This is a genomic window from Sulfitobacter sp. BSw21498, assembly GCF_006064855.1.
Classification (GTDB): Bacteria; Pseudomonadota; Alphaproteobacteria; order Rhodobacterales; family Rhodobacteraceae; genus Sulfitobacter.
Genome location: NZ_CP040753.1, coordinates 1707286 through 1732531, shown reverse-complemented (window position 1 = coordinate 1732531; position 25246 = coordinate 1707286). Strand labels below are relative to the sequence as shown.

General features: G+C 57.7%; 23 protein-coding genes. 13 read left to right on the top strand and 10 right to left on the bottom strand.

Annotated elements, in window-relative coordinates:
- Window positions 1-304: 304 nt before the first annotated feature.
- From E5180_RS08450 to E5180_RS08440, 3 genes are read right to left on the bottom strand one after another with little or no spacing between them, the layout of a single operon-like run.
- Window positions 305-1315, bottom strand: a complete 1011-nt coding sequence (locus E5180_RS08450; protein WP_138923992.1) for an ABC transporter substrate-binding protein — start codon at window positions 1313-1315, stop codon at window positions 305-307.
- Window positions 1294-2661, bottom strand: coding sequence for a sensor histidine kinase (locus tag E5180_RS08445; RefSeq protein WP_138923991.1), 1368 nt, complete (start codon window positions 2659-2661; stop codon window positions 1294-1296). The genes E5180_RS08450 and E5180_RS08445 overlap by 22 nt, the downstream gene beginning before the upstream one ends.
- Entirely contained in the window at window positions 2651-3319 is a 669-nt protein-coding gene (locus E5180_RS08440) for a response regulator transcription factor (RefSeq protein ID WP_138923990.1), read from the bottom strand. The genes E5180_RS08445 and E5180_RS08440 overlap by 11 nt, the downstream gene beginning before the upstream one ends.
- Window positions 3320-3425: 106 nt before the next feature.
- On the opposite strand from E5180_RS08440, the gene E5180_RS08435 reads away from it, so the two are divergent.
- From E5180_RS08435 to E5180_RS08425, 3 genes are all read left to right on the top strand, one after another.
- Entirely contained in the window at window positions 3426-4412 is a 987-nt protein-coding gene (locus E5180_RS08435) for a Bug family tripartite tricarboxylate transporter substrate binding protein (protein WP_138923989.1), read from the top strand.
- A 71-nt stretch (window positions 4413-4483) separates the two neighbouring features.
- Window positions 4484-4966: a tripartite tricarboxylate transporter TctB family protein gene (locus E5180_RS08430; protein ID WP_138923988.1), complete on the top strand. Its 483-nt coding sequence runs from the start codon at window positions 4484-4486 to the stop codon at window positions 4964-4966.
- A gap of 4 nt (window positions 4967-4970) precedes the next feature.
- Window positions 4971-6464, top strand: a complete 1494-nt coding sequence (locus E5180_RS08425) for a tripartite tricarboxylate transporter permease (protein WP_138923987.1) — start codon at window positions 4971-4973, stop codon at window positions 6462-6464.
- 146 nt (window positions 6465-6610) lie between these two features.
- On the opposite strand, the gene E5180_RS08420 is transcribed toward E5180_RS08425, so the two are convergent.
- Together E5180_RS08420 and E5180_RS08415 are read right to left on the bottom strand one after the other, a co-directional pair.
- Window positions 6611-7465 carry a DUF481 domain-containing protein gene (locus tag E5180_RS08420; RefSeq protein ID WP_138923986.1) on the bottom strand — a complete coding sequence of 285 codons (855 nt, stop codon included), beginning with the start codon at window positions 7463-7465 and terminating at the stop codon, window positions 6611-6613.
- 126 nt (window positions 7466-7591) lie between these two features.
- A complete protein-coding gene (locus tag E5180_RS08415; RefSeq protein ID WP_171048925.1) occupies window positions 7592-8521 on the bottom strand; it encodes a LysR family transcriptional regulator in 930 nt (309 codons plus the stop codon).
- 203 nt (window positions 8522-8724) lie between these two features.
- On the opposite strand from E5180_RS08415, the gene E5180_RS08410 reads away from it, so the two are divergent.
- Window positions 8725-8919: a hypothetical protein gene (locus E5180_RS08410; protein WP_093734450.1), complete on the top strand. Its 195-nt coding sequence runs from the start codon at window positions 8725-8727 to the stop codon at window positions 8917-8919.
- 266 nt (window positions 8920-9185) lie between these two features.
- Entirely contained in the window at window positions 9186-9461 is a 276-nt protein-coding gene (locus tag E5180_RS08405) for a DUF3253 domain-containing protein (RefSeq protein ID WP_138923984.1), read from the top strand.
- Here E5180_RS08405 and E5180_RS08400 read toward each other — a convergent pair.
- From E5180_RS08400 to E5180_RS08390, 3 genes are all read right to left on the bottom strand, one after another.
- Complete coding sequence (locus E5180_RS08400) at window positions 9458-9778, bottom strand: hypothetical protein (protein ID WP_138923983.1); 321 nt, start codon at window positions 9776-9778, stop codon at window positions 9458-9460. The genes E5180_RS08405 and E5180_RS08400 overlap by 4 nt on opposite strands.
- Window positions 9778-11124, bottom strand: coding sequence for a Y-family DNA polymerase (locus E5180_RS08395; protein WP_138923982.1), 1347 nt, complete (start codon window positions 11122-11124; stop codon window positions 9778-9780). The genes E5180_RS08400 and E5180_RS08395 overlap by 1 nt, the downstream gene beginning before the upstream one ends.
- Window positions 11125-11349: 225 nt before the next feature.
- The gene (locus E5180_RS08390; protein ID WP_138923981.1) at window positions 11350-11706 is read right to left on the bottom strand and encodes a RidA family protein; all 357 of its coding nucleotides are present in this window, start codon (window positions 11704-11706) and stop codon (window positions 11350-11352) included.
- 94 nt (window positions 11707-11800) lie between these two features.
- Here E5180_RS08390 and E5180_RS08385 point away from each other — a divergent pair, with 94 nt between their 5' ends.
- From E5180_RS08385 to E5180_RS08360, 6 genes are all read left to right on the top strand, one after another.
- Window positions 11801-12673, top strand: a complete 873-nt coding sequence (locus tag E5180_RS08385; protein ID WP_138923980.1) for a LysR family transcriptional regulator — start codon at window positions 11801-11803, stop codon at window positions 12671-12673.
- 120 nt (window positions 12674-12793) lie between these two features.
- Entirely contained in the window at window positions 12794-14254 is a 1461-nt protein-coding gene (locus E5180_RS08380) for an aldehyde dehydrogenase family protein (protein WP_138925167.1), read from the top strand.
- On the top strand, window positions 14251-15258 hold the full coding sequence (locus tag E5180_RS08375; RefSeq protein ID WP_138923979.1) for a membrane dipeptidase: 1008 nt from the start codon (window positions 14251-14253) through the stop codon (window positions 15256-15258). Before E5180_RS08380 ends, E5180_RS08375 begins: the two co-directional genes overlap by 4 nt.
- Window positions 15259-15305: 47 nt before the next feature.
- On the top strand, window positions 15306-16862 hold the full coding sequence (locus E5180_RS08370; protein WP_138923978.1) for a BCCT family transporter: 1557 nt from the start codon (window positions 15306-15308) through the stop codon (window positions 16860-16862).
- A 71-nt stretch (window positions 16863-16933) separates the two neighbouring features.
- On the top strand, window positions 16934-18637 hold the full coding sequence (locus E5180_RS08365; RefSeq protein WP_138923977.1) for a hypothetical protein: 1704 nt from the start codon (window positions 16934-16936) through the stop codon (window positions 18635-18637).
- Window positions 18634-19281, top strand: a complete 648-nt coding sequence (locus tag E5180_RS08360; protein WP_171048924.1) for a DUF3726 domain-containing protein — start codon at window positions 18634-18636, stop codon at window positions 19279-19281. The genes E5180_RS08365 and E5180_RS08360 overlap by 4 nt, the downstream gene beginning before the upstream one ends.
- 145 nt (window positions 19282-19426) lie before the next feature.
- Here the strand turns inward: E5180_RS08360 and E5180_RS08355 are convergent, their stop codons facing one another.
- The gene (locus E5180_RS08355; RefSeq protein ID WP_138923975.1) at window positions 19427-20881 is read right to left on the bottom strand and encodes a sensor histidine kinase; all 1455 of its coding nucleotides are present in this window, start codon (window positions 20879-20881) and stop codon (window positions 19427-19429) included.
- Window positions 20882-21205: 324 nt separating this feature from the next.
- On the bottom strand, window positions 21206-22183 hold the full coding sequence (gene speB / locus E5180_RS08350) for an agmatinase (protein ID WP_138923974.1): 978 nt from the start codon (window positions 22181-22183) through the stop codon (window positions 21206-21208).
- A gap of 200 nt (window positions 22184-22383) precedes the next feature.
- Between speB and E5180_RS08345 the strand changes: the two genes are divergently transcribed.
- A complete protein-coding gene (locus E5180_RS08345; protein WP_138923973.1) occupies window positions 22384-23772 on the top strand; it encodes an NAD-dependent succinate-semialdehyde dehydrogenase in 1389 nt (462 codons plus the stop codon).
- Window positions 23772-25181: a dihydrolipoyl dehydrogenase gene (locus tag E5180_RS08340; RefSeq protein ID WP_138923972.1), complete on the top strand. Its 1410-nt coding sequence runs from the start codon at window positions 23772-23774 to the stop codon at window positions 25179-25181. The genes E5180_RS08345 and E5180_RS08340 overlap by 1 nt, the downstream gene beginning before the upstream one ends.
- Window positions 25182-25246: the final 65 nt, after the last annotated feature.

The following is a 25246-nucleotide window of genomic DNA, read 5'->3' as shown; positions in this document are numbered from 1 at the left end:
AGATCTGATAGGTTCGGCTCAATCATCTTGCGCCTCATTTGCCGGTCCAAGGTTCCAATGTGAATGGCCGGTTGCAGGCTTTGGGACCACCGACGAAGATCGCACCCTTGGGCTAAACGTTCTTCGCTTCGACACGTCGAAGAGCGAGCCCAACCAGACCATTGGACATCCATTAATCTACAGCAGACACGCCTTCAATTTCCCAACGCATGGCAGTGAATGTCGATTTGCGAAGCCACGAGACACATAGGTGCAAGTTTCGCGAGCGCGAAGTCCTAGGCATTCCCCGATCACGTCGAAACCTCTACCGCTCTTGGATAATCGCACTTTCCCATTCACGAATGAAAATTTGCTGCTTGAGCCGATCAAGATACGTCATCAACGCAGGTTCGAGGCTGATGGACGCACGGCCACTGGTGGCTTGAAATGCATCAAGCGATGGCAAGGGGAAGTTTTCAGAGGAGCCTTCAGCTTGCAGACCGATCAGGTGGCTCACGAAAGATTCAGCCAAGATCAGGTCCGATGCAGATTTGGACACGAATGCGGATCGCATCATGGTCGTCGGAAAGTCGGAGGGCAGGATGACGGTCAACGCGTCTTGGGTGTCTGCACGCGCCAGTGCGTAGCTGCCAAGCACATTATAAGCGACCAAAATGCGACCTTCTGCGAGGTCGTCAATCATTTCACCCGAACAACAATAGAGTTGCGCGTCAAGACTGCCGATGACTTCCATGAGCCGCCAAAATGTTTCAGAGGCACGGGCGTCTTGCGTTGCAAACAGGTACCCCAATCCCGAAAGGCGCACATCGTAGGTCCCGACCTTTCCGTCAAACAGCTCTGCGTTGGCACGCAGGACTTCGATCAAGTCTTGGCGCGTGGCGGGTAACGGCAGTCCTTTAAACGCGGCGGCGTTGATGACGATGGCCGCCGGTTCGATGGTGAACGCAAACAGACTGCTGCGCCATTGCGCCCAGTCGGGATGCTCCAACTCTCCCAGCCGCTGTGCAAAGCCGTCATTGGTGAGCTTGAGTTGCAAATCCATCGCGCTTGAAATGACAACGTCAAATTGGCCAGGGTTCCGGCGGAATAGATCATCCAGATCGGCTGTACCTGTGACAAGATATTCAACGGAAATGCCCGGCCGCTGTGCAATAAAACTCTCGATTATCGGAATGAAAAACGACGTGTCTGTGCTGGAGAGTATCCGCAGCGAGTGCGGCGCGCTTTCGCCCCCGAAGATCCGCCGATCCTCCCAATCTTGAGCGGCCGCAAACACTGGCCAGACAGACAGGATTAGAATTGCAAAGTAACGCATGCGCCGCCTTCCGTTCTGTTGGACAATACCATGGTGCCGTTGTGCGCGGTTGCCACGTCTTGCGCAATTGTCAGCCCAAGCCCGGACCCGATGTGCCCCTGCGTATCACCGCCGCGGACAAACCGTCCGGCGAGCTTGTCCATCTCGGTGGGTAAGAACCCGCGACCCTGATCAAGGACATCGACCGAAATACGCGGCTTTGTTTGAACGTGGATCGTAATCGACGTGTCCGCCGGCGCGTATTTAAGCGCATTGTCGATGAGGTTGCGAAAGGCGTTTTGCAGCAAGACCGGATCGCCCCGTATGATCGCGGGTTCGGTGCTTTCAAGGTCAATTGTTACATCGCGCATATCGGCCACAGGCATCATCCGTTGCACGAGGTCACGCAACAACTCATCAAGTTCTACGTCTTCGCGTTCGAGGTTCTCGGCCCTAAAGGTGACCATCGCATGATCAAGCAACTGCCCCGCCGCGCGCGAGCTTTCGTCAATTGCGCGCATCATGGAGCGCAAGGCGTCGCGGTTTTCCTGTGTCTCTACCCGCTGAAATGTGGCCTCTGCGTAAGACCGCACGGTGGCCAGCGGCGTGCGGACACGGTGCGCCGCCTCGGCGATGAAGTCTTCGGATTGCTTTAGGGATTGGTCCAAGCGTGACATGAGCGTATTCAGCGACCCCACCAGTGGGACCATTTCAGAGGGCACCGGTTTGAGGAACGGGCTGAGGTCCTGCGGGCCGCGCCGCGTCACGGATGTGGTCAGACGGCTTAGTTGGCCGATCGTCGTTGACGCTGCCCAAAATGCCAACGCAGTCGCAAGGGCGAAGAAACCCGCCCCGAACAAGGCCACGTTGCGCGAAATCCTGTTCAGCGTTTCGGCCAGCGCATCTTGGGTCTGTGCCACGCTGACAGAGACCTGTCGCGGCGTATCGATCCCGATCAAAGTTCGGCTCGCAGTGGCGACACGGATGATGGCGTTGTCGTAGTTCGTCGATGTGAAAATACTTTCACCGGATTGGACGGGCAGGACGGCCTCCAATCCATCGTAGCCAGACAGCAGCGCGCCATCCTCGTAGATAGCATAGAACACGCGATCGTCGGCCGATGTGCTGAGCATGGACAGGGACGCATAGGGAAAGTCCAATTCAACAGCGCCGTCGCGCAAAACAGCGGCGTCAAGAATGGAGGAGACCGACGCGCCGAGAATGTTGTCCTGACCCTCTTGCGCTATTTGGGTCGCATAGGCCCGTACAACAAAGAACAACAGCATCGCAAGAAGGGCCGCCCCACCGGTCAGTATCATCGCCAGCCGATTGCGCAGTGATCCAAAGACGACGACGTTATTCGTCATGATCGAGCCTGTAGCCTAAACCACGCAGGGTTGTGATCTGGACGCTGGACCCTTCGAGATGTTTGCGAAGCCGTCCAATATACACCTCGACCGCGTTTTCGGACACATCGTCCTCATACGAAAACAGCCGATCTACCAGTTTTTGCTTTGAGAAGACCCGCCCCTTGGCGTTTGTCAAAAGCTCAAGCAATCGCAGTTCCCGGTTGCGCAGATTGATCGTCGTGCCTTTGACGTTCAGGTACCCTCTGACAGGGTCAAATTCGACGTCTCCCAAACGGGTTGTCGGTTGCGCCATACCGCTTTTGCGGCGCAACACCGCGCGACAACGGGCCTGCAATTCGGCGTGATCAAAAGGCTTGGTAACGTAATCATCTGCGCCAAGATCAAGCATGCTGATTCGATCTGAAACCTGACTGCGCGCTGTCAAAACGATCACTGGCGTGTCATTTTTTGCAGCACGGTGCTGCTTGAGAAAGCTGCGCCCATCCCCGTCGGGCAACATGATGTCGAGCAGGATAAGATCGTATTCGCCAACCTGTGCAAAGGCTACGGCGTCGCTGATTTTTGCAGCGTGATCAACCTGATGCCCATCCAGTCCCATGCGGGAACAGATCGCATTTGCCAGCTCCGGATTGTCTTCGACGAGGAGGAATTTCATGCGCTCTTTGTCCTTTAGAAGGCTGATGACAGGTCTATGTCAGGTTGATGTGATTGTCTCGTCCGACAGAGCCGTAGGGAGAACGGCTATCAAAAGGGAGAAGACAATGACAACTTTTAAGATGGGCCGTCGTGCCCTGATCGCGACGGCTGTCGCGACGCTTGGTTTTGGAACGTCTGCATTTGCGGACAGTCACCAAGTGCTCGACAGCATCCATTTCCTGGTTCCCGGCGGTGCTGGCGGCGGTTGGGATGGAACAGCACGCGGCACGGGGGAAGCTCTGACGGAATCCGGGCTTATTGGTGCTGCGTCCTACGAGAACATGTCGGGTGGGGGCGGCGGAACAGCGATCGCGTATCTGATCGAAAACGCCGAGAGTAACTATGGCACGCTGATGGTCAATTCGACCCCGCTAGTCATCCGTGGCCTGACGGGTGAGATTTCGCAGACCTACCGCGATCTGACGTTGGTGTCGGGGACGATCGGCGATTATGCGGCCCTCGTGGTTGGCAAAGACAGCCCGATCAACTCGATGGAAGACTTCCTCGCGGCCTATGACGCGGACGCTGCTGGCACGCCCATCGGTGGCGGGTCTGTTCCCGGCGGCCTTGATCACGTTGTTGCGGCAATGGTGATGCAAGCAGCCGGGCGCGATGCGCTCGATGTGAACTACATCCCCTATGATGCAGGCGGCACCGCGATGGCAGCGTTGCTATCGGGTGAGATCAAGGCGCTGTCCACGGGTCTCTCCGAGGCGATTGATCTGTCCGAAGCGGGCGAAATTAAGATCATCGGCGTTACATCCCCAGAACGCGTGCCGGCGTCGCCAGAGTCGATGACGATGATGGAGCAAGGCATCGACACGACGTTCGTCAACTGGCGCGGCTTCTTTGCAGCACCGGGTCTTCCAGCAGAAGATCTAGCGGCCTATCAGGATGTGATCAAAAAGATGTATGACACCGAAGAATGGGAGGCCGTGCGCGCCCGCAACGGTTGGGTCAACATCCACAACCCCGGCGACGATTTCCGGACATTCCTTGACAACCAAGAGCAGGTTATCGGTGATCTGATGCGCCAACTAGGCTTCTTGTAAGCCTAATAAAGCGGGCGGCGCATAGGCTGCGCCGCCCGCTTTAACTTTTTAAATTTGGGGGGGTTGGTCGCATGGCCTTGGATCGTTGGATCGCTCTTGTTCTGTTGAGCACTTGTTTACTTTATGGCTACGTCGCGTGGTTCACGATGGACGCCAATTTGGCGCCTTTTATGCAGCGCAAACCAGTTTGGCCCAGCTCGTTCCCGAAAATCCTGTCGATACTCGGCACTGTGCTGTCGCTCGTCATTCTGCTTGGCCTTGAAAAGGGAGAGCAAGTGATCGGCGAGATCGATCACCGCCGTCTGACGGATTACAAGCTCGGGCAGGCGGTCTTGATGCTGGCGTTGATGGTGGCCTATGCGCTGTGCCTGCGCCCGTTGGGGTTTCTTGGATCAACCACCGCCTTTCTGGTCGCCGGATCGTTCATCTTGGGTGAACGCAGATGGCATGTGATGATCCCTGTGTCGCTGCTGACGGCGGGGACCATCTGGTATCTAGTGCAGGAAATCCTCGGGATTTTTCTGCGCCCATTGCCATTCTTCTTGGGGAACTGACCGCATGCTCGAAGGAATACTGATTGGCCTGCAAACGGCTCTGTCTGTCCAAAACCTTGCGATGGTCATTGGCGGCTGTCTGATCGGCACGTTCATTGGCATGCTGCCGGGTCTCGGGCCGATGTCGATCATCGCGATCATGATCCCGATTGCCATTTCACTGGGTGATCCATCCGCTGCGCTGATCCTGCTCGCAGGGGTGTATTACGGCGCGATCTTTGGCGGGTCGACATCGTCAATCCTGCTTAATGCGCCCGGTGTCGCAGGGACCGTTGCCTCCAGCTTTGACGGCTATCCGATGGCGATGCAGGGCAAAGCGGGCAAGGCGCTGACGATCGCGGCCATCGCCAGTTTCGCGGGCGGCACGGTCGGTGCTATATTGCTGATGATTTTTGCCCCGATGCTAAGCTCTGTCGCGCTGCTGTTCCACTCTGCCGAATACTTCGGACTGATGGTCGTCGGACTGTCGGCCATCGCGGCCTTTGCAGGAAACGGTCAGGTCGCCAAAGCGTTGCTGATGACGGTGCTGGGTCTGATGATGGCAACCGTCGGTCTTGGGTCGTTGTTCAACATGCCCCGCTTTACCGGCGGCATGATGGAGCTACAGTCGGGGTTCGGATTTGTCACCTTGGCGATGGCGATGTTTGCCCTGCCAGAAGCGATATTTCTTGTACTCAAGCCTAAGAACATGGGCGACAGCGGTGGCGAAATCAAAGATTTGCGCATTACCCGCGCAGAGGCGCGCGCCATAGCACCTGTCATCGGTCGCCAATCCGTTCAGGGGTTTTTCATCGGTGTTCTGCCAGGGGCTGGGGCGACGATCGCTTCGTTCTTGGGCTACGCCGTCGAGCGTAATATCGCGCCAAAACACGAGCAGGACGAATTCGGCAAAGGGTCGATCAAAGGTCTTGCTGCACCCGAAACCGCCAACAACGCCGCGTGTACCGGATCGTTCGTGCCATTGCTTACGCTTGGTATCCCGGGGTCTGGCACGACGGCCATTCTGCTGGGTGCGTTGATCGCGCTGAACGTCACACCGGGGCCACGCCTTATGATCGACGAGCCGCAGATTTTCTGGGCTGTCATCATGTCCATGTTCATCGGTAATTTCGTCTTGTTGATCCTGAACCTGCCGCTGATCCCCTATATCGCCAAGGTCCTCGCAATCCCGCGCAATTATCTGATCCCGTTCATTTTGTTTTTCACTTTGATGGGCGCGTATATAGGCCAAAACAACGCTACCGAATTGCTGCTGCTGGTCGCCTTTGGGGTCTGCGGCATTGCGCTGAAATTCGCGAATTTTCCGCTGCCACCCTTGCTCATCGGCTTTATCCTGGGCGGCATGATGGAAGACAATTTTGCCCGTTCAATGCAGCTTTATGGCGGGCTATCTTTCATTTGGGAGCGTCCGATGACATTGGGGCTTCTGATCGTTGCGGTCTTGCTGGTTCTGTTGCCGGGTATCCGCGCGCTGCGCCTGCGGGTGAAGGGCGTCTGATAAGCGGTATAACATGTGCGTGCTCGTGCCTGTTTGACAGGATTTCGCAACAGCCTGAAATAGACCAGAGAAAGGGTTCCCCCATTCTCTGGTCAAAGCACCCTTCGGTAGTACGAGGTGAAACCTACCGAAGGTCTAGCCTGGTTTTAGAAGCCCAGGACCAGCGAAACGCCCAGGGTATTGTCGGTCGATTTGAGACCGGCAGACGGGTCGGTGTTGTAGTCTGTGCGATAGCTCACGCGTGTCGACAGATTGTTCGACATCTTGTAGTTGATGCCTGCATCGTTCGAGAAGATCGTGTTTGCATCCGATCCAAGAATGTCGGTGTCATTGGTGAAAGAAACCGTATCTGTCAAAGCGTAGAAATAGCGCGAAGACACAATAAATCCGAATTCAGTATCAGATACGCCAGCTGCGTCTTTGTAGTAACGCGCACCGGGGCCTGCTTGGACACGCCATGTGTGGTCAGGTTCGTTCAAGACCCGGTAGCCGGGGCCAAAGCCAAGGAAGGCATCGGTTTCTGTGCCGGGGATAATCGCGCCGGTGTTGTCGGTTAGCAGGCCATCATACTGGAAGCGGCCAATCCCGAACATGTAGAATTCCGGTGTGAAGTAACGGCTGGCTTCATATGTGCCAAAGAACTTTTCTTCGTTCTTAATGCCATTGGCTTCGCCGTATTCCACGGCGAACCCGACAAGGTGGTTCCAGTCGCCAATACCGTAGGTCAGCCGGCCAGCGCCTGCCAATTCACCGTTGTCGGTGTTGCCGGATGTACCGGACGCAGAGAGCGCAAACGAACCGCGCCAGCCTTGGGCCACGCCATTTGCGCCAAAGCGATCCGCGTCTTGACCGCGACGCTGGTCGCGCTCGACTTCGGTTGTGATATCGTCGATTTGGTCATTCAAACCGGTTACGCCGGTCAATGTGCTTTGGGCTGATACAGGTGCAGCAATGATCAGCGCCAGAGTGGAAACTGTGGCAAATTTTGCGAGAGTGTTCATGGGTCAATCCTTCCCCAAAAGAAGTGATCCGAACCGGGAATGGTCCGAAAGCATCTCTGCTGGATCAGGGTTTAACGCCACAGTTAAGGTGAGGATAATTCAATTTAGTTATACATAAAACGATAATTAGTCGTTTGTAATTTGGGGAGGTAGCACCGGTTCATAATCCTCCATGGCGGATAATTCGTCTACGAGATATTCCTGATCTTTTTCAGCCGCATGCACGACGGCCTTCAATGTCGTGCGGGCCAACTCGGCTAGATCAGCATCAATGTCCTCGCGCCAAACGATCCAAGAAGGGTAATGAAACCGTGGCGCGTCCGCCACAATGTAAAGCTTTTCTTCGTTCAAATAGCGCCTGACCGATCTGGCGGGCAAGAAACCAGCCGCATGCCGGTTGACGATATACTCCATCGCCAAGGCACCCAACGCCAGTGATTGGCCAGAATCCGTAAGATGAGGGAGAGCAATCGCAAGCGCGTGGGTGAACTCTGGTCCCCAATCCACGGCAACATACCCGTCAAGGTTTTCCAGTGTCGCGTTGGGATAAGAGGCAACAAGGATCAACTCATCGTCCAATGCCGGTTCAACGATCAGGCCGGGCCGAAGCTGGGGCGTGTATAAGAGTGCTGCCTGAACCACGCCCTCAACAAGAAATCGTGTGATGCGGTCTGGCATGCCAACCTCGCCATGCACACTAAGCTCGGGCATCCTTGTTTGTAGCGCATCGAGCCAGCGAAAGCCCAAGCCCGGCCAAAGCGAATATTGCGCGCCGATACTGAGGGCGCGCGAATACCCATGCGGGATGGAGATTTTCTGCCGCGCTTCCTCCCAGATTTTCAAAAGGCTCAGCGCATAGGGCTCGAACTGTTGACCCTCGGCCGTCAAGACTGCACCCGCCTTGGATCGGATGAACAGCTGGTGCCCCAAACTATCCTCGAGACGCTGAATGCGCAGGCTGATGGCCGATTGCGTTACAAAAAGCCGATCTCTCGCGGCAACGAACGAACCTGTGTTGGCAACCTCAAGGAACGTTTTGATCAGGGTAATATCCATCGCCAATCCATAAGCTAAACTTGCCTCAAACATCATTCTTATTCGTTATTAGAATGGCATAAAAGTCCTTATGTAGATGTCAGCAAGGCGAAGAACGGAGATTCGGGTATTCGAGCCCAAAGGGTAGCTGCTGCTGCCGCTTCCTTTCCGGGGGGTCGCTTTGAAGGACAGGCCAAGGCCTGATGCACAAAAGGAAACTGAGTATGTTGAATGCAAAAGTAGTACTTATCGCCGCAATGATCGGCGCACTGGCAAGCCTCTCGGCCTGTTCCACCGAACAAGTCGTAGACAACACCGTGGGGGCAACTGGTTTCGTCGCTAAAACTGCGGTCAAAGGCACTGTTGGCGCGGGCCGATTGGCCGTCAAAGGTGTCAAAAAGGTCTCGGGCACCGAATAAGAAGACGCTCTCAATCTGATAAACGACGTTCTGAATGGCGCGCTGAAAAGCGTGCCATTTTTGGTTCTGAGACGCATGACTTTCAATATCTGAGCGCAGCGTCAGTGGTTACACACAGGGTATATGAACATTAATTTGCGTGTATATTGGGGCAATAAGGTCTTCAAATGAACGCGCGATCCGCAGATGGGGTGGTATGAAGACAGGGCTGTCGGATTGGGCTTTACGCGATGGACTGTGCATCGAGGCTACGGAAGGTTGACCGCATGAAGCCCTTTGCAGATCCCGCGGGTATTGCCGCCGCTATTGTTGACCTCGCCGCAGCACGAGGCGCGGATAAGACGATTTGCCCCTCCGAAGTTGCCCGCCATCTTGGAGGGCAGGACGAGGCGGCGTGGCGGCCTTTGATGGATCCTATACGCGAGCAGGCGATTAAGCTGGCCGACGAGGGTGCAATATTGATCAAGCAAGGTGGCACGCCGGTCGACACCAAGGACCTTAGCGGAATCTACCGCATCGCCATCGTTAAGGACACGCGTTAGTCGCTCGGAAGGCTGCGCCACCAATCAGCATAGGGCGTATTCTTGGGGTGGTGACGGTTCACGTCCGGCGCGCCGTCGTCCCACCAGACCGGCCCCCGTTCGCCGAGCGCAACCTTTGCCGCCTGCACCTGCTTGCGCGCCTCTCTCAATTCATCATCGGATTTTGCTGTTTTTACCAAAGACCGCGCCTGCATAAGCCGCTTTACCTGCGCAGTGCGTTCCGCCTCGGAAAGGGCAGGGTCGGTGCAGCGCCACAAGCGGTCCTTCACCAGAAAATAACGACCGTCCGGGGTCACGGGATAGGCTTTACCGGCCATCAGAAACTGCAAAAATGTGTGTCGTGGTCCGAAACGGGCGCATCGCCAAAATCAGCTTGATCCGGAATCCGACCAAAGGCGATTTTGGCACCCAGATAGCCGCCCGGCACGGGGCTGCGCGGGCCGAGTGAAATCGCATCCGGCCCATGGGTCGCACGCAATCTGTCCATGACATCGCTCACGTCCTCCCAGCGGTTTTGTTCATCACGCATTGTGCCATTGCCGGTGTCGTGGTCGCTGAAAAGATCCTCGGTCATGTTCTCATCGCTTACCAATCCATGCAACATCACACTGACCGATCTTGGCCGGAAGGGTAGGGCGGCACGCGCAGCGGTCAGCGCTTCGTTAAGCGCAGTGAGAAAACGGTGATCGTCCCGCGCAGGGAGAAATTGCGCTTCCCACCCCCAACGAAGGTCGGCTTTGCCTGTGCGTGACATCGGTCGCTCCCCGCCGCGAAAACCCAGCGACAGCTTGGTTGCTCGCAGATTAGCGCGCCGCAGCCGACGGCCTGCGCTGATCGTGAGTTGCTGCGCACATTCGCGCAGCTTATCGGGGTTACGCCAATCTGCCGGCAACATCCGGCTGTGCCCAAACATGCGCTTAACCGTGGCTGGGCGTTCCGCATGCGTGCCATGAAGCTCGCACCAGAACCGCTCTCCCTCGACGCTGCCCCAAATCGCACGCGCCTGTTTCGGGGCAAGACGCCAAAGCCCCTCAAAATCCGAAATACCGGCGGCGTTCAGACGTGCCTCCATGCCCTGTGAAATTCCGGGCAACTTTCGCAGTGCCAAATGCGCCAACTGATCCGGTAGCGCAGTGGCTTCGATCAGGGCGAAACCATCCGGCTTGTTCATTTCGGCCCCGATCTTAGCCAGCGTTTCAGTGGGGGCCATCCCGATAGAGCACGTCAGCAAATCGCTGAAATTCGCCGCCAAGGCCCGTTTGATGCGGCGCGCCAGAGCTTCGCCCTCGCGTGCCTCACTGGGCAGCAGATGGCAGACCACCTCGTCAATCGACCGGACCTTGGCCACGGGCAGGCAGGTCTCTATGACCTCCAAAATGCGATTGTGCAGGCGTACATAGACATCATGCCGCGCGACGACAAAAATCATGTCAGGGATCAATGCCCGCGCCTCTGACATTTTTGCCATAGACTTTAGCCCGAGCGCCTTTGCCTCGCGGCTGATTGCAATGCAGCCCGTATGAGGCGAATCGAGCGGGATCACCCCCACAGGCTTGCCGCGCAGGTCGGGATTGAAATGCTGCTCTGCCGTCGCAAAAAAGCTATCGAAATCAAGGTATAGCCGTTCCACTGCGTGGGTTTGGCCTCGAAACTGATACGTCATTTGATGCTACTCTATAATCACAAGAACATTATAGGAACATATCTGCCGAGCGCCAACCCCATCGGGTGGGCGGACTGAAACCTGAGTGAAGTTCAGGGGCCGCCCACCAGCTCGCTCAACAGTATCCACAAGCGGCCATGACCGCCTTGCGAAAGGCGATGTGATCCGCCGCCTGTTTGAGGGTGTTGTCGAATAGCACGGTCAGAATGGCGCGGGCACCGAGCGTTATTCCTCCGCGGCGATGGCCAGCACCTCTATAAGATAATGCGGCTGCGCCATGCGTGCTTCGACGCAGACACGGGTTGGCGGCACAACGGACGAGACCCAATCGTCCCAGACCGCGTTCATCCCGGCGTAATCGGCCATATCAGCAAGCCAAATTTGCACCGAAATGAGGTTCTCGCGGCTGGTGCCAGCCTGACCAAGAAGCTCATCGATCTTGGCAAAAACGTCGCGCGACTGAACCGCGATATCGCCCTCTTTCAACTGTGAAACCTGACCGGCAAGATGCACTTGGCCGTTGTGAATGGAAATTGCCGAAAAGCGAGCCGAGCCGCCGATTTTTCTGAGGCTGTTTGTCATGAAGTGTTCCTTGCAACTATCTGACGCCATGTAGACAGGAGGAGTATGTTCAGGCAAAGTTCATTATCTGAAATCTACTTCAGGGAATTTGAAATTGGCGATTAAGATCGAAATGCTGCGCTGCTTTTGCGCAGTGGTGGAACAGGGCAACCTGAACGATGCCGCATTGCAGTTGGCGCGCACCCCTTCGGCGGTGTCGATGATGCTCAAGCAATTTGAGGAACATGTGGGCGCGGCCCTGTTCGAGACGGCGCGAAAAGCGCGGCTGACACCTTTGGGTGACATGATCTATAGCGAGGCTCGGCGCGAGATCGATCACTTCGGGCGGACTGTTTCGGCCATTGAGGGGCTATCGCGTGCCGAAGAAGGACAGGTGCGGCTGGCGGTGACGCCCTCGGTGGCGACTGTGGTGCTGCCCGCTGTGATCCGGCGTTTCCGCCGCGATCACCCCAAAGTACGCATCGACATGCGCGACATGGACAGCGCGGCCGTGCAGCGCGAGATGGAGGCCGAACGCGCGGACATCGGGCTGGGCAGCATCGCGGGTGGGCCAGATTTTGATCGCAAGCTGCTTTTCTCTGATCCCTTCGGCGTGGTCTGCGCGCCGGAAGATGCGCTGGCGCTGCGTGGGAAGCCTGTGATTTGGGCTGACCTCGCAGCGCGTGATTTCATTACACATGGGCTGTGCCATCTCATCGAGGACCCGGAGTTTGCCCCCATTCTCGACGCAGCGGCAATGTCGGTGCCCAATACTGCGTCATTGCTGGCGCTGGTGCGCGGTGGGGTTGGGCTTACCTTGCTGCCGCGCCGTGCGGTGCCAGAGGACGATCCGAGATTGGTATTTCTGCCGCTCGCGCAGAGCAATGCACAGCGTCATCTTTACCTCGTTTCCCAACCCCGCCGCCTCTTGCCGCCAGCAGCACAGGCGTTCTTGGCAGCGCTTGAAGCCGAACAGGCGGGGCAGTAAATTCAAGTTTCCTGTAGTAAATTCAATTTAATCGAATTTGATTGAAGCGTCATATTCAGGCTTACTGTCGCCAAGCATCCGGGACACCCCGGCCAGACAGGAGACAGCCCAATGAATGTCATGACGGACCTCAATCGCAATTACATCGCAGGCGCGTGGGTCGCGGGCACCGCAGAGATCGAGAACCGAAACCCGTCGGACCTGACCGAGATTGTTGGCCGCTATGCACAGGCCAGCGCTGCGCAGCTTGACGAGGCATTGAGCGCGGCCCGACGGGCGCAGGCGATTTGGGCAGGTTACGGCCCCGAGCGCCGGCATGACGTATTGATGGCTATCGGCACCGAACTGATGCGCCGCGCCCCCGAGTTGGGCGAACTTTTGTCGCGCGAAGAGGGCAAGCCACTGGCCGAAGGCAAGGGCGAAGTCTACCGCGCCGGACAGTTCTTTACCTACTACGCTGCCGAATGCCTGCGCCAGATTGGGGACACGGCCGACAGCGTCCGCGCAGGCGTAGAGATCGACGTGCGGCGCGAGCCGGTTGGGGTGGTGGCTGTGATCAGCCCTTGGAACTTCCCAACGGCGACCGCGAGCTGGAAAATCGCGCCGGCGCTGGCTTATGGCAACGCGGTGGTCTGGAAGCCCGCCAATGTCACTCCCGCCTCAGCCGTGGCACTGACCGAGATCATCAGCCGCCAAGACATTCCCGATGGTTTGTTCAACCTCGTCATGGGCGCAGGCCGCGAGATTGGTCAAACGCTGGTGGAAAGCCCTGCATTGGATGCGATTTCCTTTACCGGTTCGGTGCCAGTGGGGCGCGGGATCGCCGCTGCCGCCGTGCAGAATTTTACCAAGATCCAGATGGAGATGGGCTCGAAAAACGCGCTTGCTGTGCTGGATGACGCTGACCTTGACCTCGCCGTCAATCTCGCGCTTGGCGGTGCCTTTGGCGGGTCGGGGCAGAAATGCACGGCGTCTTCGCGGTTGGTGGTGCACGCGGCGGTGCACGACGTCTTTGTCGAAAAGCTGGTGGCGGGGGCCAAGGCGATGAAGGTCGGCCCCGCACTGGCAAAGGGCACGCAAATCGGGCCGGTGGTCAGCGAAGAGCAGCTTCAGGCCAACCTCGGCTATATCGAACTGGGCAAATCCGAAGGCGCGGTGCTGGAATGTGGCGGCGAACGGTTGAGTATGGACACCGAGGGCTACTACATGTCTCCGGCGGTGTTTACGGGCACCACGAACGCCATGCGCATCAACCGCGAAGAGATGTTCGCCCCCATCGCCTGCGTCATCAAGGTCGGCAGCTATGCCGAGGCGCTTGAGGTGGTCAACGACACCGAATTTGGCCTGACTTCGGGCATCGTCACCCGCTCCATCGCGCGGGCCACGCATTTCCGCCGAAATGCCCGCACCGGCTGCGTTATGGTCAATTTGCCTACTGCTGGCACTGACTATCATGTGCCCTTTGGCGGGCGGGGTAACTCGTCTTACGGCCCGCGCGAGCAAGGCTCCTATGCCGCCGAATTCTACACCACGGTCAAGACCGCCTATATCGCCGCTGGCACGCCGGAGGAACTGGCGTGAGCTACCGCATCGACTGTCTGCAATACGCGAATTGGTCAGAGAAGATCTTTCGCCAGATGCGCGAAGGCGGCGTGGATGCGGTGCATGTGACCATCGCCTACCACGAGAACTTCCGCGAAACGGTGCTGAACATCGAAGCCTGGAACCGCCGGTTCGAGCAGTTTCCGGACCTCATCTTTCAAGGCCGAACGGGCGATGATGTGGGCCGCGCGAAGGAAACGGGACGCACGGCGATCTTCTTTGGCTTCCAGAACCCCAGCCCCATTGAGGATGACATCGGCCTTGTCGAGATCGTCCACACCCTCGGCGCGCGCTTCATGCAGTTGAGCTACAACAACCAGTCGCTGCTGGCGACGGGCTGCTACGAGCGGGAAGACCCGGGCCTGAGCCGTATGGGCCGTGAAGTGATCGAAGAGATGAACCGCGTGGGCCTCGTGGTCGATATGAGCCATTCGGCAGACCGCTCTACATTTGAGGCAATAGAGCATTCCGCACGCCCCATCGCGATTACGCACGCGAACCCGGCCCAATGGGCACCGGCACGGCGCAATAAATCCGACGCGGTCATTCGTGCACTGACGGAAAGCGGCGGCATGATCGGGTTTTCGCTTTACCCGCATCACTTGAAAGACAAGAGCGCCTGCACCTTGCAGAGCTTTTGCGAAATGGTAGCGCGGACAGCCGAGATGGTCGGGGTGGGCAGCCTCGGGATCGGCTCGGACCTTTGCCAAGATCACCCTGACAGCGTGGTTGACTGGATGCGTATGGGACGCTGGACCAAACGGATCGACTACGGCGAAGGATCGGCCGCGGCACCGGGGTTTCCGGACATGCCCGACTGGTTCCGCGACAACCGCGATTTTGGAAACGTTGAAACCGGTCTGCGGACCGTGGGTTTCGACGCACAGGAAGTGGCCGGGATCATGGGAGAGAACTGGCTGCGCTTCTTTGACAACAGCTTTGGCACTGCGCGCAAGACGCAGGCTCAGCGGGCAGCGGAATGATCCGCAAGCCCGACGCATAACGACGAATTTCCTTCAGGGAGGATGGGATGACGGACCAAACACAAAGCCCGGTGGCGCAAACGCCAAGTGCCGGACATATCAACAAACCACTCTTTGCCATCACGGGAGGCTTCATCGCGGTCTTCTGCCTTCTGGCGCTTCTTGACCTCGAAATGCTTTCGGCGATCGTCGACAGCAGCTTTGCCTTCTCGGCCAAGTATTTCGGTCTCTATTGGCAGGTGCTCTTGCTGGCTACTTTCCTGATCGGGTTGGTGCTGATCGTCCTGCCGGGCAGTCGCGCGATCATGGGCGGGCTGGCACGACCGGAATTCTCGACCTTCCAATGGGGGTCGATGATCATGTGTACCCTGCTTGCCGGGGGAGGTGTCTTTTGGGCTGCGGGTGAGCCGATGGCGCATTTCCTGTCCTCGCCGCCGCTTTTCGGGGCCGAAGCAGGCACACCCGAAGCTGTCGCGCCCGCGCTGGCGCAAAGCTTTATGCATTGGGGGTTCCTCGCTTGGGCGATCCTTGGTGCGCTGACCACGGTGATGCTGATGCATTACCACTATGACAAGGGCCTGCCGCTCGCGCCGCGCACGCTGCTTTATCCGCTGTTTGGCGAGCGAGCGATCAAGGGGCCGATTGGCTTGGCTGCAGATGCGTCATGCATCATTGCCGTGGTCGCGGGCACTGTGGGGCCGATTGGTTTCCTGGGGCTACAGGTCAGCTACGGGTTAAACACGCTCTTTGGCATCCCCGACAGCTTTGCCACGCAGGCCTTGGTGATCGCGGCGCTGGTCGCGCTCTATACGATTTCGGCCATGACAGGACTGACCCGCGGCATTCAGCTGCTTAGCAAGATCAACGTGATCCTCGCCGCTGGCTTGCTGCTCTTCATGCTGGTTTTCGGCCCGACGGTCTTTATCTTCAAAAGCTACTTCGCGGGCCTTGGCTCCTACTTTGGGAACTTCTTTGGCATGGCGCTTTATCGCGGCGAGGCAGGGCTTTTCGGAGAACCGGGCTGGCTGGGCTGGTGGACGGTGTTCTTTTGGGGCTGGTTCATGGGCTATGGCCCGCTGATGGCGATGTTCATCGCGCGTGTCTCGCGAGGGCGGTCGATCCGGTCGATCATCGTGATGCTGTCGCTGGTCGCGCCGATCGTTACCACCTTTTGGTTCACCATCGTCGGTGGCTCGGGGATCGCGTTTGAACTTGGCAACACCGGCTCGGTCTCGACCGCCTTTGAGGGGTTCAACCTGCCGGCGGCCCTTCTGGCGATCACGCAACAACTGCCTTTGGGCTTCATCATATCGCTCTTGTTCCTGATCCTGACCACGATCTTCGTGGCCACAACGGGCGACTCGATGACCTATGTGATTTCGGTCGCCATGTCGGACGAGGACATGTCGTCGATGCCGGTCCGGGTGTTCTGGGGCGTCGGCATGGGACTGATGGCGGTGATCCTCATCTCGCTCGGCGCTGGCGGTGTCGGCAAGCTACAAAGCTTTATCGTCGTTACCGCGGTGCCGGTGTCGCTGGTGCTTCTGCCCTCGCTCTGGGATGCACTTCGCATCACCTTGGCCAAGGGTCGCGGCACGGCTTGAGAACGTCGCCGGGCTGCCCGAAATGGGGTGCCCGGCATGAGACTATGATATCATGCAAGAGGAGGCGCGTGATGAAACATGACCAGCTCAACCCAGACCGCGTCGCCCTGCGCCCTGCACAGACCGTAATGCGGCTGGCGCGGATGGGATCGTTCCACCAATCGCGGCTGTCTTTCATGCGGGTGCTGCTGCGGCGGCTCAAGGCCGAAAACTGGCGCTTTGAACGTCGCGCCTTCGAGATTGACGCACAAGGCGTGGGCCATGCGGTATATACCATGCACGGCCCGTCCCGCAGCTATAGCCTTGTCGCCTTTGCCCATGATCTGCCGCCCGAACAACGTTCCGACCGGGTGATCGCCACCGCTTGGGACACGACCTTTACCCTCTTCGATGGCCTGCCCACTGACGCCGACATCACCCGTCTGTCGCAGAATATCCCGCTGCAAGAGGCCGGACGGGTCACGACATCCGAGATCACGGTTTCCCGCGCGAACCGTTCGGTGCGCCTGTTCGATCATGTCGTCGATTGTCTGAGCCGGGGCGAACAACCGCAGGCGGCGGACGTCGATGCGGTGGGCTACCTGATGCGCACCACGGCGGTCTACGGCTCCGGCAAGCTTGGTGCTGCAGACCGCGAGAGCATTGCCGATCGGCCCGAGTTTGCCGCGCCCTTCCAAGCCGAGATGCTGACGGTTTTCTTGATCCGTGGCTTCGTGCTTGATCTTGTCGAGCACCTTGCTGCATGTCGCGGCGGGGAGGGGGCCGTCAAACTTGATGGCGCCTTGCGCCGCCGCTTTGGCATCGGCAATTCAACGGGGCTTGGCATGGCACCCTTCCTGCTGAACCACCCCATTCTGCTCAACAACTGGATCAAAGCACGCGAGACCGCGCTGGCCCGTGTGCGCGCTCTCCCCGTTGTCTCATCTGAAGAGACGGAGGCCTTTTTGACCATGCTGCGCCGGGGACGGCGCAACGTGGATGACTGGCATTCAGAACATCCGCTACAATGCGACAAGATTGCTGGGCTAAAGACAGACCTTGACCGGCTCGACGCGCATTTGGGAAGCGGCGCGCTTAATGCGCCAATGCCGTGGGATACGCTCTATCGCTGGGCCGAAGGCGCGCTGAGCCTTGAGGGGCAAGAGCTTCTCGTAGCGCTGATGATGGAACCTTACGGCGCGCTGGTCGACGACCTGCCCAGCCGGATGAGCGCGGATGAGGGCGCTGGGTTCCGCATCGACGGCAGCATGACCGCGGCCCAGTTGCGCGGCATCCTTGAGCGTGACTATGCTTGGGCGCTCAAGATCGACTGGGACAGCCCCGAGAGTCAGGCCAAGGCGTGGTATGTTTCCGCCGAGAAACTCGAGCCACGCTTGGGAGAGCGCCATCTGGAGCCGGTCGCGCCCTATGAACAGCCGCTGGCACCGGGTCGTGATGCGGCGATGTTGTTCAACCAACTCAGTGGCGAGCCTGACCAGATCCGCGTTGCGGATTTCCTCCTGCGCCATCCCGAACACCGGCACATCCTGCGCCGCGTGCAGATTGTCGCCCGCCACCCCTATGCCGAAATCCGCGACAACACCGTCAGCGCCGATATCCTGCCCATTGACCTGTTGCGCGCCAAACTGTCGTTTTTCGGGGCCTGCCATTTTGACCCGCGCTCGGATCGTTGGGTGCGGATCAACATGTTCCGCAACGCGCCATTCCCGCATGAACTGACCGAGATGGAGTTCGCGGGCTGGACCTATCCCGCATTGGTAGAGGTGCCGGTGTGATCTGTTCGCTCAATGAAATCGAAGCCCTCGCACGCAAAGCCGCGCGGGGCGGTGGCATGAGCTGGGGGCTTGCCGAAGAGGCGGGCAAGGCGGTGCGCTGGCTCAGTGATAATGGGTTCCCCGGCCCTTGGCTGCTATCCGAGTTATTGCGCCAGAACGATGGAAAGCCCTATTCCGACCTCGCGCTGCAACAAGAAAAGGAGGGTATCTCGCGCGCGCGGAACGGTCTGCTCTGCCCGATTATTGCGGGCGCGTTGATTTGCGATCAGGCAGACGATCTAAAGGACGGAAAGGAACTACAACTGGGCGATGTCGCGGTGCCCCTTCTGCTGGCCCCCTTTGCCTGCGAGGCCGCCCGATCTGCCGGGGTCAGCGTGGCTTTGGAATGGGGCGGGGTCACTCTTAGTCTCGGAGACAGCACGCCGCGGGTGAAGGGGGAAGAGGCTGTGCTGCTCGTGGCGGAAACGGGAATAGTTACCCTGTCCCGGACCATTGGACAGGCAGACGGGGCGGTTCGGCTATGCTCTGATCGTGATGTAACAAGAGAGACAATGCGTACGCTGGAAAACTATGCGCACCGCACCTATGCCCCTGCCACCGCAGAAAGCCGCGCCGGGGCGGGTGCCGGGCAAGAGGGCGACTAGCAGTGTCGTCGCTGGGCAAATGCGCGGGCCTGTGTTGAGGGGGTAATCCCCCATTTTCAAGGGGGGGCAGATGTAGAATTCAGGCGGTTTCTTCACCGTCTTCTTTACCGCGCTTAGGATGCCTGCGCCGCCAGCAAAAGAAGGCTTAGGCGGCGTCTTGCAAAGGCACCCGTTTATCTTCGATGCCGATTGGCACGACGACATAGAATTCGCTCCCGACACCCTCGACACTGGTCACGCCGATATCACCGCCATGGGCCTCGACTATACCCTTGGAAATAGCCAAACCCAGTCCTGTGCCGCGGTGCTTTCGTGTGTCTGATGAATCGACTTGGATAAATTTGTCAAAAATTCTCGTGCAATCGCCTGGTGAGATACCGCACCCAGAGTCCGCAACGTCAATCCGCACTGCCCCGATTTCCTTTCTAACAGAAACGAAAATCTTTCCATTTTTCGGTGAGAATTTGACAGCGTTTGAAAGCAAGTTTCGAACAACCTGGGCTATTCTGTCAGGATCAACATTGCCGATGAGCGGCCCGTCGTCCCCTGTATAGAAGTATTCTACCTCTTGTTCCGTATCATAGGACATCATGGTCTCGATTTCATCTCTTACAATGGAGACGATATCCGAAGGGCGCTTGGACACCTCAAGGTTTCCTGTATCAATTCTCTCGAAATCCAGTAGATCGTTTACGAGCAAATTTAGAATATTCGAATTCTTTGCCGCCATCGCCACCAATCTTTCTGCGGCGACCGACAATTCAATTATCTTTCCTGATTTTAACATTTCGAGGGAGCCTTTTATCGACGTTAATGGCGTCCGTAACTCATGGCTAACCGTCGAAATAAATTCGCTCTTGCTTTTGTCAGAGGCCATTGCGCGTATCTGGGCATACTTTAACTGTTCATTGTTGTATTTGAGCCGCCGGAACATAAGCCATAAGCCAGCCGATGGGATGGAGAGTGCCAGCAGGATCATACCGGCCATCAGCACACCGACGAAAGCGTATTCAACGCGCACGGCCGCGGTCTTGCTCGTTTGGTCCATGTAGGTCTCAGCGATCGCGACCAGTCGCCCGCTGTCATATACCGGCAAATAGGTTTCGCTATATAGATCAGGCCGATTGGGCTTCGACCGCCCGTTCTCTACGGTAGTATAGGCCTCGCCGGTTTTCACAACGGATGCGGCAATTGCATTGTGCTTGCCCAGACTTTCGCCTGTGGCGGTGGGGTCATCCGACTCAAAGCGGAGCACCCCATCGGGGCTGAAAATCTTGAAACGGAAGACGCCGCCAAAGCTGGCGAGATCTCGGAACGCGTCCCAGTTTTCTGGTTTAATCGGCACCCCGTCAGCCAAGGCAGCTATTTCAGGAACCTGTTTTACCGCAAATTCCGCCCACTCGAGCGAGCGCCGGGACGCATCACGTTCCACCCCATGGTGAACCATAACGGTCGCGATCTGATAGGTCATAAACGCCAACAGGATAAAAAATCCGAAAGTAACGGCTATGATGAATTTTGGATCAATACGTGCGGGCACAGTTCCTGTTGGGGCGGTAATTCCGTTTGCGCTAGGGGGAGTGCTGTTAAATTTGCTCATGCACTTTTCATAATGTCCAAACGCCGCTTTTGAGAGGAACTCAAAGCCCTGTCGTTTAGCATAAAATTTTACGCTTCTGCGTTACTTTTTAATTTAACCAGCTTTTCTCCTAGTGGGCGAATTAGGCGAAATTGAGGCCCATTAGGCGCTTAGTCTGGGCATCGGTGGACCTTTTGATCCACCACGCCCGCTGACATCAACAACCCAACGTTGGCGGGACGTTATATCGATGTATCCAAGATCGGCAGTGGGCCTTAACTCAGCACTCCTGAAACTGCAGTATTTTTGCAGCCGTAGAAATCTAGAGATGTCAGGGACGGTCCATCATGCTGATGTCTGCTTTTTATTATGGAAAATAAAGCCGATGAAGTTCAGCAAAAGCTGTGCGGCCAAGATCTGCGTGCTTTCAGAGGGATCATAGGCGGGGGCGACTTCGACCAGATCGATGCCGACCACATCGCCCCGCTTGCTGAGACCTTGAAGTATTTCCAATACGTCATAGTAGTGGAACCCGCCATGACTTGGCGTGCCAGTGCCCGGCGCGATGGACGGGCAAAACGCATCAATATCAACTGTGACGTAATAGCGAGCACCTTCCGGAATCCGCTCGAGAACCGACTGCGTGCCAAGCGCGCGCACTTGGCGCACAGACAAGATATCGGATCCCCGTGCGCGCGCATCAATGTAGCCTTCTCTTGCGGTCGAGGACACGTTGCGGATGCCCAATTGGGTCATGCCGGATACATAGTCCCTTTCTAAGGCGCGGCGCATCGGGTTGCCGTGCCCGTCGGTGACGCCCTTGCGTTCATCGACGAAATCAAGATGAGCGTCGATCTGCACCACATGGATCGGGCCGTTTTCGGCACAATTATCTTCAAAGGCTTTAATGCAAGGAATGTTGATCGAATGGTCGCCACCAATGGTCACGGGCAGGGCACCAGCGTCGAGAATCTTCTTAACCCCATAGGCAATATTGGCGTGGCTTTCGTCGGTTTTGGTATGGATGATATCGGCGTCCCCAATGTCCACGATCCGCACAGAGGCATCCAGATACGTCGCATCGTCTTCGTGATCATAGGCACCCGCATGACCAAAGCTGAAAAGCGTGGACGCTTCACGAACAGAACGCGGACCAAATCGAGCCCCTGACCGGAACTGACACCCGAAATCAAACGGTGCCCCTAGAACCGCAACATCAGCGTCGATCTTGTCCCAATCCTGCACGTAGGGCCTTTTGCCAAAAGTCGCGATCCCGACAAAAGGCAGGTCGAGCCGCCCCGTTTCATAGCCATGTGACGACATATTCTATTCACTTTCGATTGTTTGTTTTTCAAGGGGGGGCGCTCCATCATGGATCGCCTTCACCGAAACAGGGCCGAAACCCTTGGAGGTTTCAATCTGCTCTCCATAATGTGCGTGCAGCATAATCGCACACAAGGAACGAATGCAGAAAGGATACGTTGTCTCCCTAGAATTCATTTGTAATCAGTGCGGAGGCATTCATGACCGGCCAGATCACCACCATCAATCCAGCGACAGAGGAAACTCTGGAAACCTACACCCTCATGACCAACGACGAGGCGCGCGACGCCGTGCGCGGATGCCATGACGCTTTCCTTGATTGGCGGCTGAAATCGACCACGGACCGCGCCAAGATCATTCGGGCGATTGGTGAGGAGCTTTCCAATAGCAAAGAAGATTTTGCCCAGCTCATGACCCGCGAGGTCGGCAAGCTGATCGGCGACAGCCGCGACGAGATCGATCTGTGCGTGCAAATTTGTAACTTCACTGCTGATCACGGACCTGACGCGCTGGCCGACGAGGAACGCGATATTCCCGGTGGCACGGGTGTCGTCCACTATGCCCCTCTGGGCGTCATTTATGGTATCCAGCCGTGGAATTTCCCCTGCTATCAGGTGGTGCGCTACGCCATCTCTAACTTGATGACGGGCAACGGGGTTCTTCTCAAGCACGCGGAAAACTGTACCGGGTCGGGGCTTTTCCTGCGTGATCTGATGGAGCGAGCAGGCCTTCCAAAGAACCTCTTTACGGTGCTCTTGATTGACCACGACCAGTCCGATCTGGTTATTGAAAACGATCTGGTGCGCGGCGTGACCCTGACAGGCAGCGATACCGCTGGCCGGACCGTGGCGCAGAAAGCGGCGGAGCAGCTGAAAAAGTCCGTGCTCGAACTTGGATCGAACGACGCTTACATCGTTCTGGACGATGCCGATATCGATCTCGCGGTGGATACTTGTGTCACGGCGCGGATCTACAACAACGGCCAGACCTGCGTGAACGGTAAGCGCTTTATCGTTACGGCGAAAAATTACGACGCTTTCGTCGAGGGCTACACCCAGAAGATGAAAGCGATCAAGATGGGTGATCCGACGGACGCCAACACCGGCCTTGGACCAATGGCGCGCAACGATCTGCGCGACAAACTGGCGGAGCAGGTGGCAGAAAGCGTCAAAAAAGGCGCACGCGCCGTGGTCGGAGGCGAGACGCCGGACCGCAAGGGTGCCTATTACCCCGCGACCGTGCTGGTCGACGTGAAGCCTGGCCAGCCCGCCTATGACGATGAGCTGTTTGGTCCCGTCGCCTCTGTGATCCGTGCCGAGAACGACGAAGACGCCATGCGTATCGCCAACGATAGTCGTTATGGCCTTGGTGGTGGTATCTTCAGCCGTGACGAGGCGCGCGCACGCAAGCTGGCGAGCGAGCAGTTCGATACCGGTATGATCACGCTCAACGGCTACAATATTGCGCTTCCGAACATGCCATTCGGCGGTGTGAAGAACTCGGGCTACGGGCGCGAGCATGGCGGCTTTGGCATGAAGGAGTTCGTCAACGCCAAATCGATTTATATGACGGATCAAGAGGCGAAGTGATGGCGCATCATGACACCGATGTCGCTATCATCGGGGCCGGCACTGCCGGCCTCGGTGCCGAGCGGAGCGCGCGTCGCGACGGCGCGCGCACTCTCCTGATCGACGAGGCCTTCCGCGGCACGCTGTGTGCAAACACTGGCTGCATGCCGTCCAAGCTTCTTATCGCTGCGGCAAACGCGGCGCATAATGCACGTGGCACGGGCGTATTCGGTGTTGATGTGGGACATGTCGAAGTCGACGGGCAGGGGGTGCTAGAACGCGTCCGCCGCGAGCGTGACAAATTTGTGAAAGCAACTCGTGCATCGTTCGACACTCTGCCGGCTGGGACCTGTATTCAGGCACGCGCGCATTTCACAGGTCAGAACGCGCTTACCCTCGACAACGGCGACACGGTAAGCGCCAAGGCAATTGTGATCGCGACCGGATCTTATGCGCGTATTCCCGAGCCGTTCGAGGGCCTCGGCGATCTTGCCCTCACCAACGAGAGCGTGTTCGAGATGCAAGATCTGCCCGCGTCTCTCGCGGTGATCGGGGGCGGTGCGATCGGGCTGGAACTGGCGCAGGCTATGTCGCGGCTTGGCGTCGACACGGTCCTTTTTGATCATGGCGATACACTCGGCGGGGCGCAGGATTCAGACGTGCAGGCCGCACTTGTCGACATCATCGGGGAGGAGCTTCCGCTCCATCTTGGCGTCGACGTGAATGTGGAAAAACTCGATGGTCGCGTGCAACTGTCGTGGTCCGGTGCTTCCAGCGGCAAGCGCGCGTTCGACCGCGTTCTCGTCGCGACCGGCCGTCCGCCTGCCTTTGACGGTCTCGGGCTTGACGCGGCAGGGCTTGAGCTTGACGAGCATGGTGTGCCGGTCTTTGACCGCACCACGCTGCAATGCGGCGACACGCCCATTTTTATCGCGGGTGACGTGAACGCTGACGCGGCCGTGCTGCACGAGGCAAGCGACGAGGGAAGCGTGGCAGGGAGCAACGCCGCCGCTTATCCGTCGATGGATGCCCACCCGCGTATGCCGACCTTCACGCTAACCTTTAGCGATCCGCCGCTCGCCATACTCGGCGAGGGTCCGGATGAGAACACGTTAACCGGCTGCGCCTCTTATGCAGATCAGGGCCGCGCCAAAGTCGAAGCGCGCGCGAAGGGTCTTGTCCGGCTTTATGCGGCGGCACCTGACGGGCGTCTGACGGGTGCCGAATTGTTTTGCCCCGGAGCGGACCACATGGCGCATCTGCTGATCCACGCGATCCAGCGCGGCGAAACGGCGAGCGACCTTTTGAAGATGCCGTTCTACCATCCAACCCTCGAAGAAGGGCTAAAATCGGCGCTACGCGAGATCTGTGCTGCAACGCCGGTCGCCCTGCCGATCGGACGCGGTGCCAATGACCCGCCGGGGGCCTGAACCTTAGGTCACGATAGTCATGTCGTGCTGACACTGCCTTGCCTCGCCTATTCGCGCGTGATCCG

Bases quoted from the DNA above. Each gene is read 5' to 3' on its own strand.
- E5180_RS08450 (WP_138923992.1), bottom strand. From the start codon at position 1,315: ATGCGTTACTTTGCAATTCTAATCCTGTCTGTCTGGCCAGTGTTTGCG.
- E5180_RS08445 (WP_138923991.1), bottom strand. From the start codon at position 2,661: ATGACGAATAACGTCGTCGTCTTTGGATCACTGCGCAATCGGCTGGCG.
- E5180_RS08440 (WP_138923990.1), bottom strand. From the start codon at position 3,319: ATGAAATTCCTCCTCGTCGAAGACAATCCGGAGCTGGCAAATGCGATC.
- E5180_RS08435 (WP_138923989.1), top strand. From the start codon at position 3,426: ATGACAACTTTTAAGATGGGCCGTCGTGCCCTGATCGCGACGGCTGTC.
- E5180_RS08430 (WP_138923988.1), top strand. From the start codon at position 4,484: ATGGCCTTGGATCGTTGGATCGCTCTTGTTCTGTTGAGCACTTGTTTA.
- E5180_RS08425 (WP_138923987.1), top strand. From the start codon at position 4,971: ATGCTCGAAGGAATACTGATTGGCCTGCAAACGGCTCTGTCTGTCCAA.
- E5180_RS08420 (WP_138923986.1), bottom strand. From the start codon at position 7,465: ATGAACACTCTCGCAAAATTTGCCACAGTTTCCACTCTGGCGCTGATC.
- E5180_RS08415 (WP_171048925.1), bottom strand. From the start codon at position 8,521: ATGGATATTACCCTGATCAAAACGTTCCTTGAGGTTGCCAACACAGGT.
- E5180_RS08410 (WP_093734450.1), top strand. From the start codon at position 8,725: ATGTTGAATGCAAAAGTAGTACTTATCGCCGCAATGATCGGCGCACTG.
- E5180_RS08405 (WP_138923984.1), top strand. From the start codon at position 9,186: ATGAAGCCCTTTGCAGATCCCGCGGGTATTGCCGCCGCTATTGTTGAC.
- E5180_RS08400 (WP_138923983.1), bottom strand. From the start codon at position 9,778: ATGGCCGGTAAAGCCTATCCCGTGACCCCGGACGGTCGTTATTTTCTG.
- E5180_RS08395 (WP_138923982.1), bottom strand. From the start codon at position 11,124: ATGACGTATCAGTTTCGAGGCCAAACCCACGCAGTGGAACGGCTATAC.
- E5180_RS08390 (WP_138923981.1), bottom strand. From the start codon at position 11,706: ATGACAAACAGCCTCAGAAAAATCGGCGGCTCGGCTCGCTTTTCGGCA.
- E5180_RS08380 (WP_138925167.1), top strand. From the start codon at position 12,794: ATGACGGACCTCAATCGCAATTACATCGCAGGCGCGTGGGTCGCGGGC.
- E5180_RS08370 (WP_138923978.1), top strand. From the start codon at position 15,306: ATGACGGACCAAACACAAAGCCCGGTGGCGCAAACGCCAAGTGCCGGA.
- E5180_RS08365 (WP_138923977.1), top strand. From the start codon at position 16,934: ATGAAACATGACCAGCTCAACCCAGACCGCGTCGCCCTGCGCCCTGCA.
- E5180_RS08355 (WP_138923975.1), bottom strand. From the start codon at position 20,881: ATGAGCAAATTTAACAGCACTCCCCCTAGCGCAAACGGAATTACCGCC.
- speB (WP_138923974.1), bottom strand. From the start codon at position 22,183: ATGTCGTCACATGGCTATGAAACGGGGCGGCTCGACCTGCCTTTTGTC.
- E5180_RS08345 (WP_138923973.1), top strand. From the start codon at position 22,384: ATGACCGGCCAGATCACCACCATCAATCCAGCGACAGAGGAAACTCTG.
- E5180_RS08340 (WP_138923972.1), top strand. From the start codon at position 23,772: ATGGCGCATCATGACACCGATGTCGCTATCATCGGGGCCGGCACTGCC.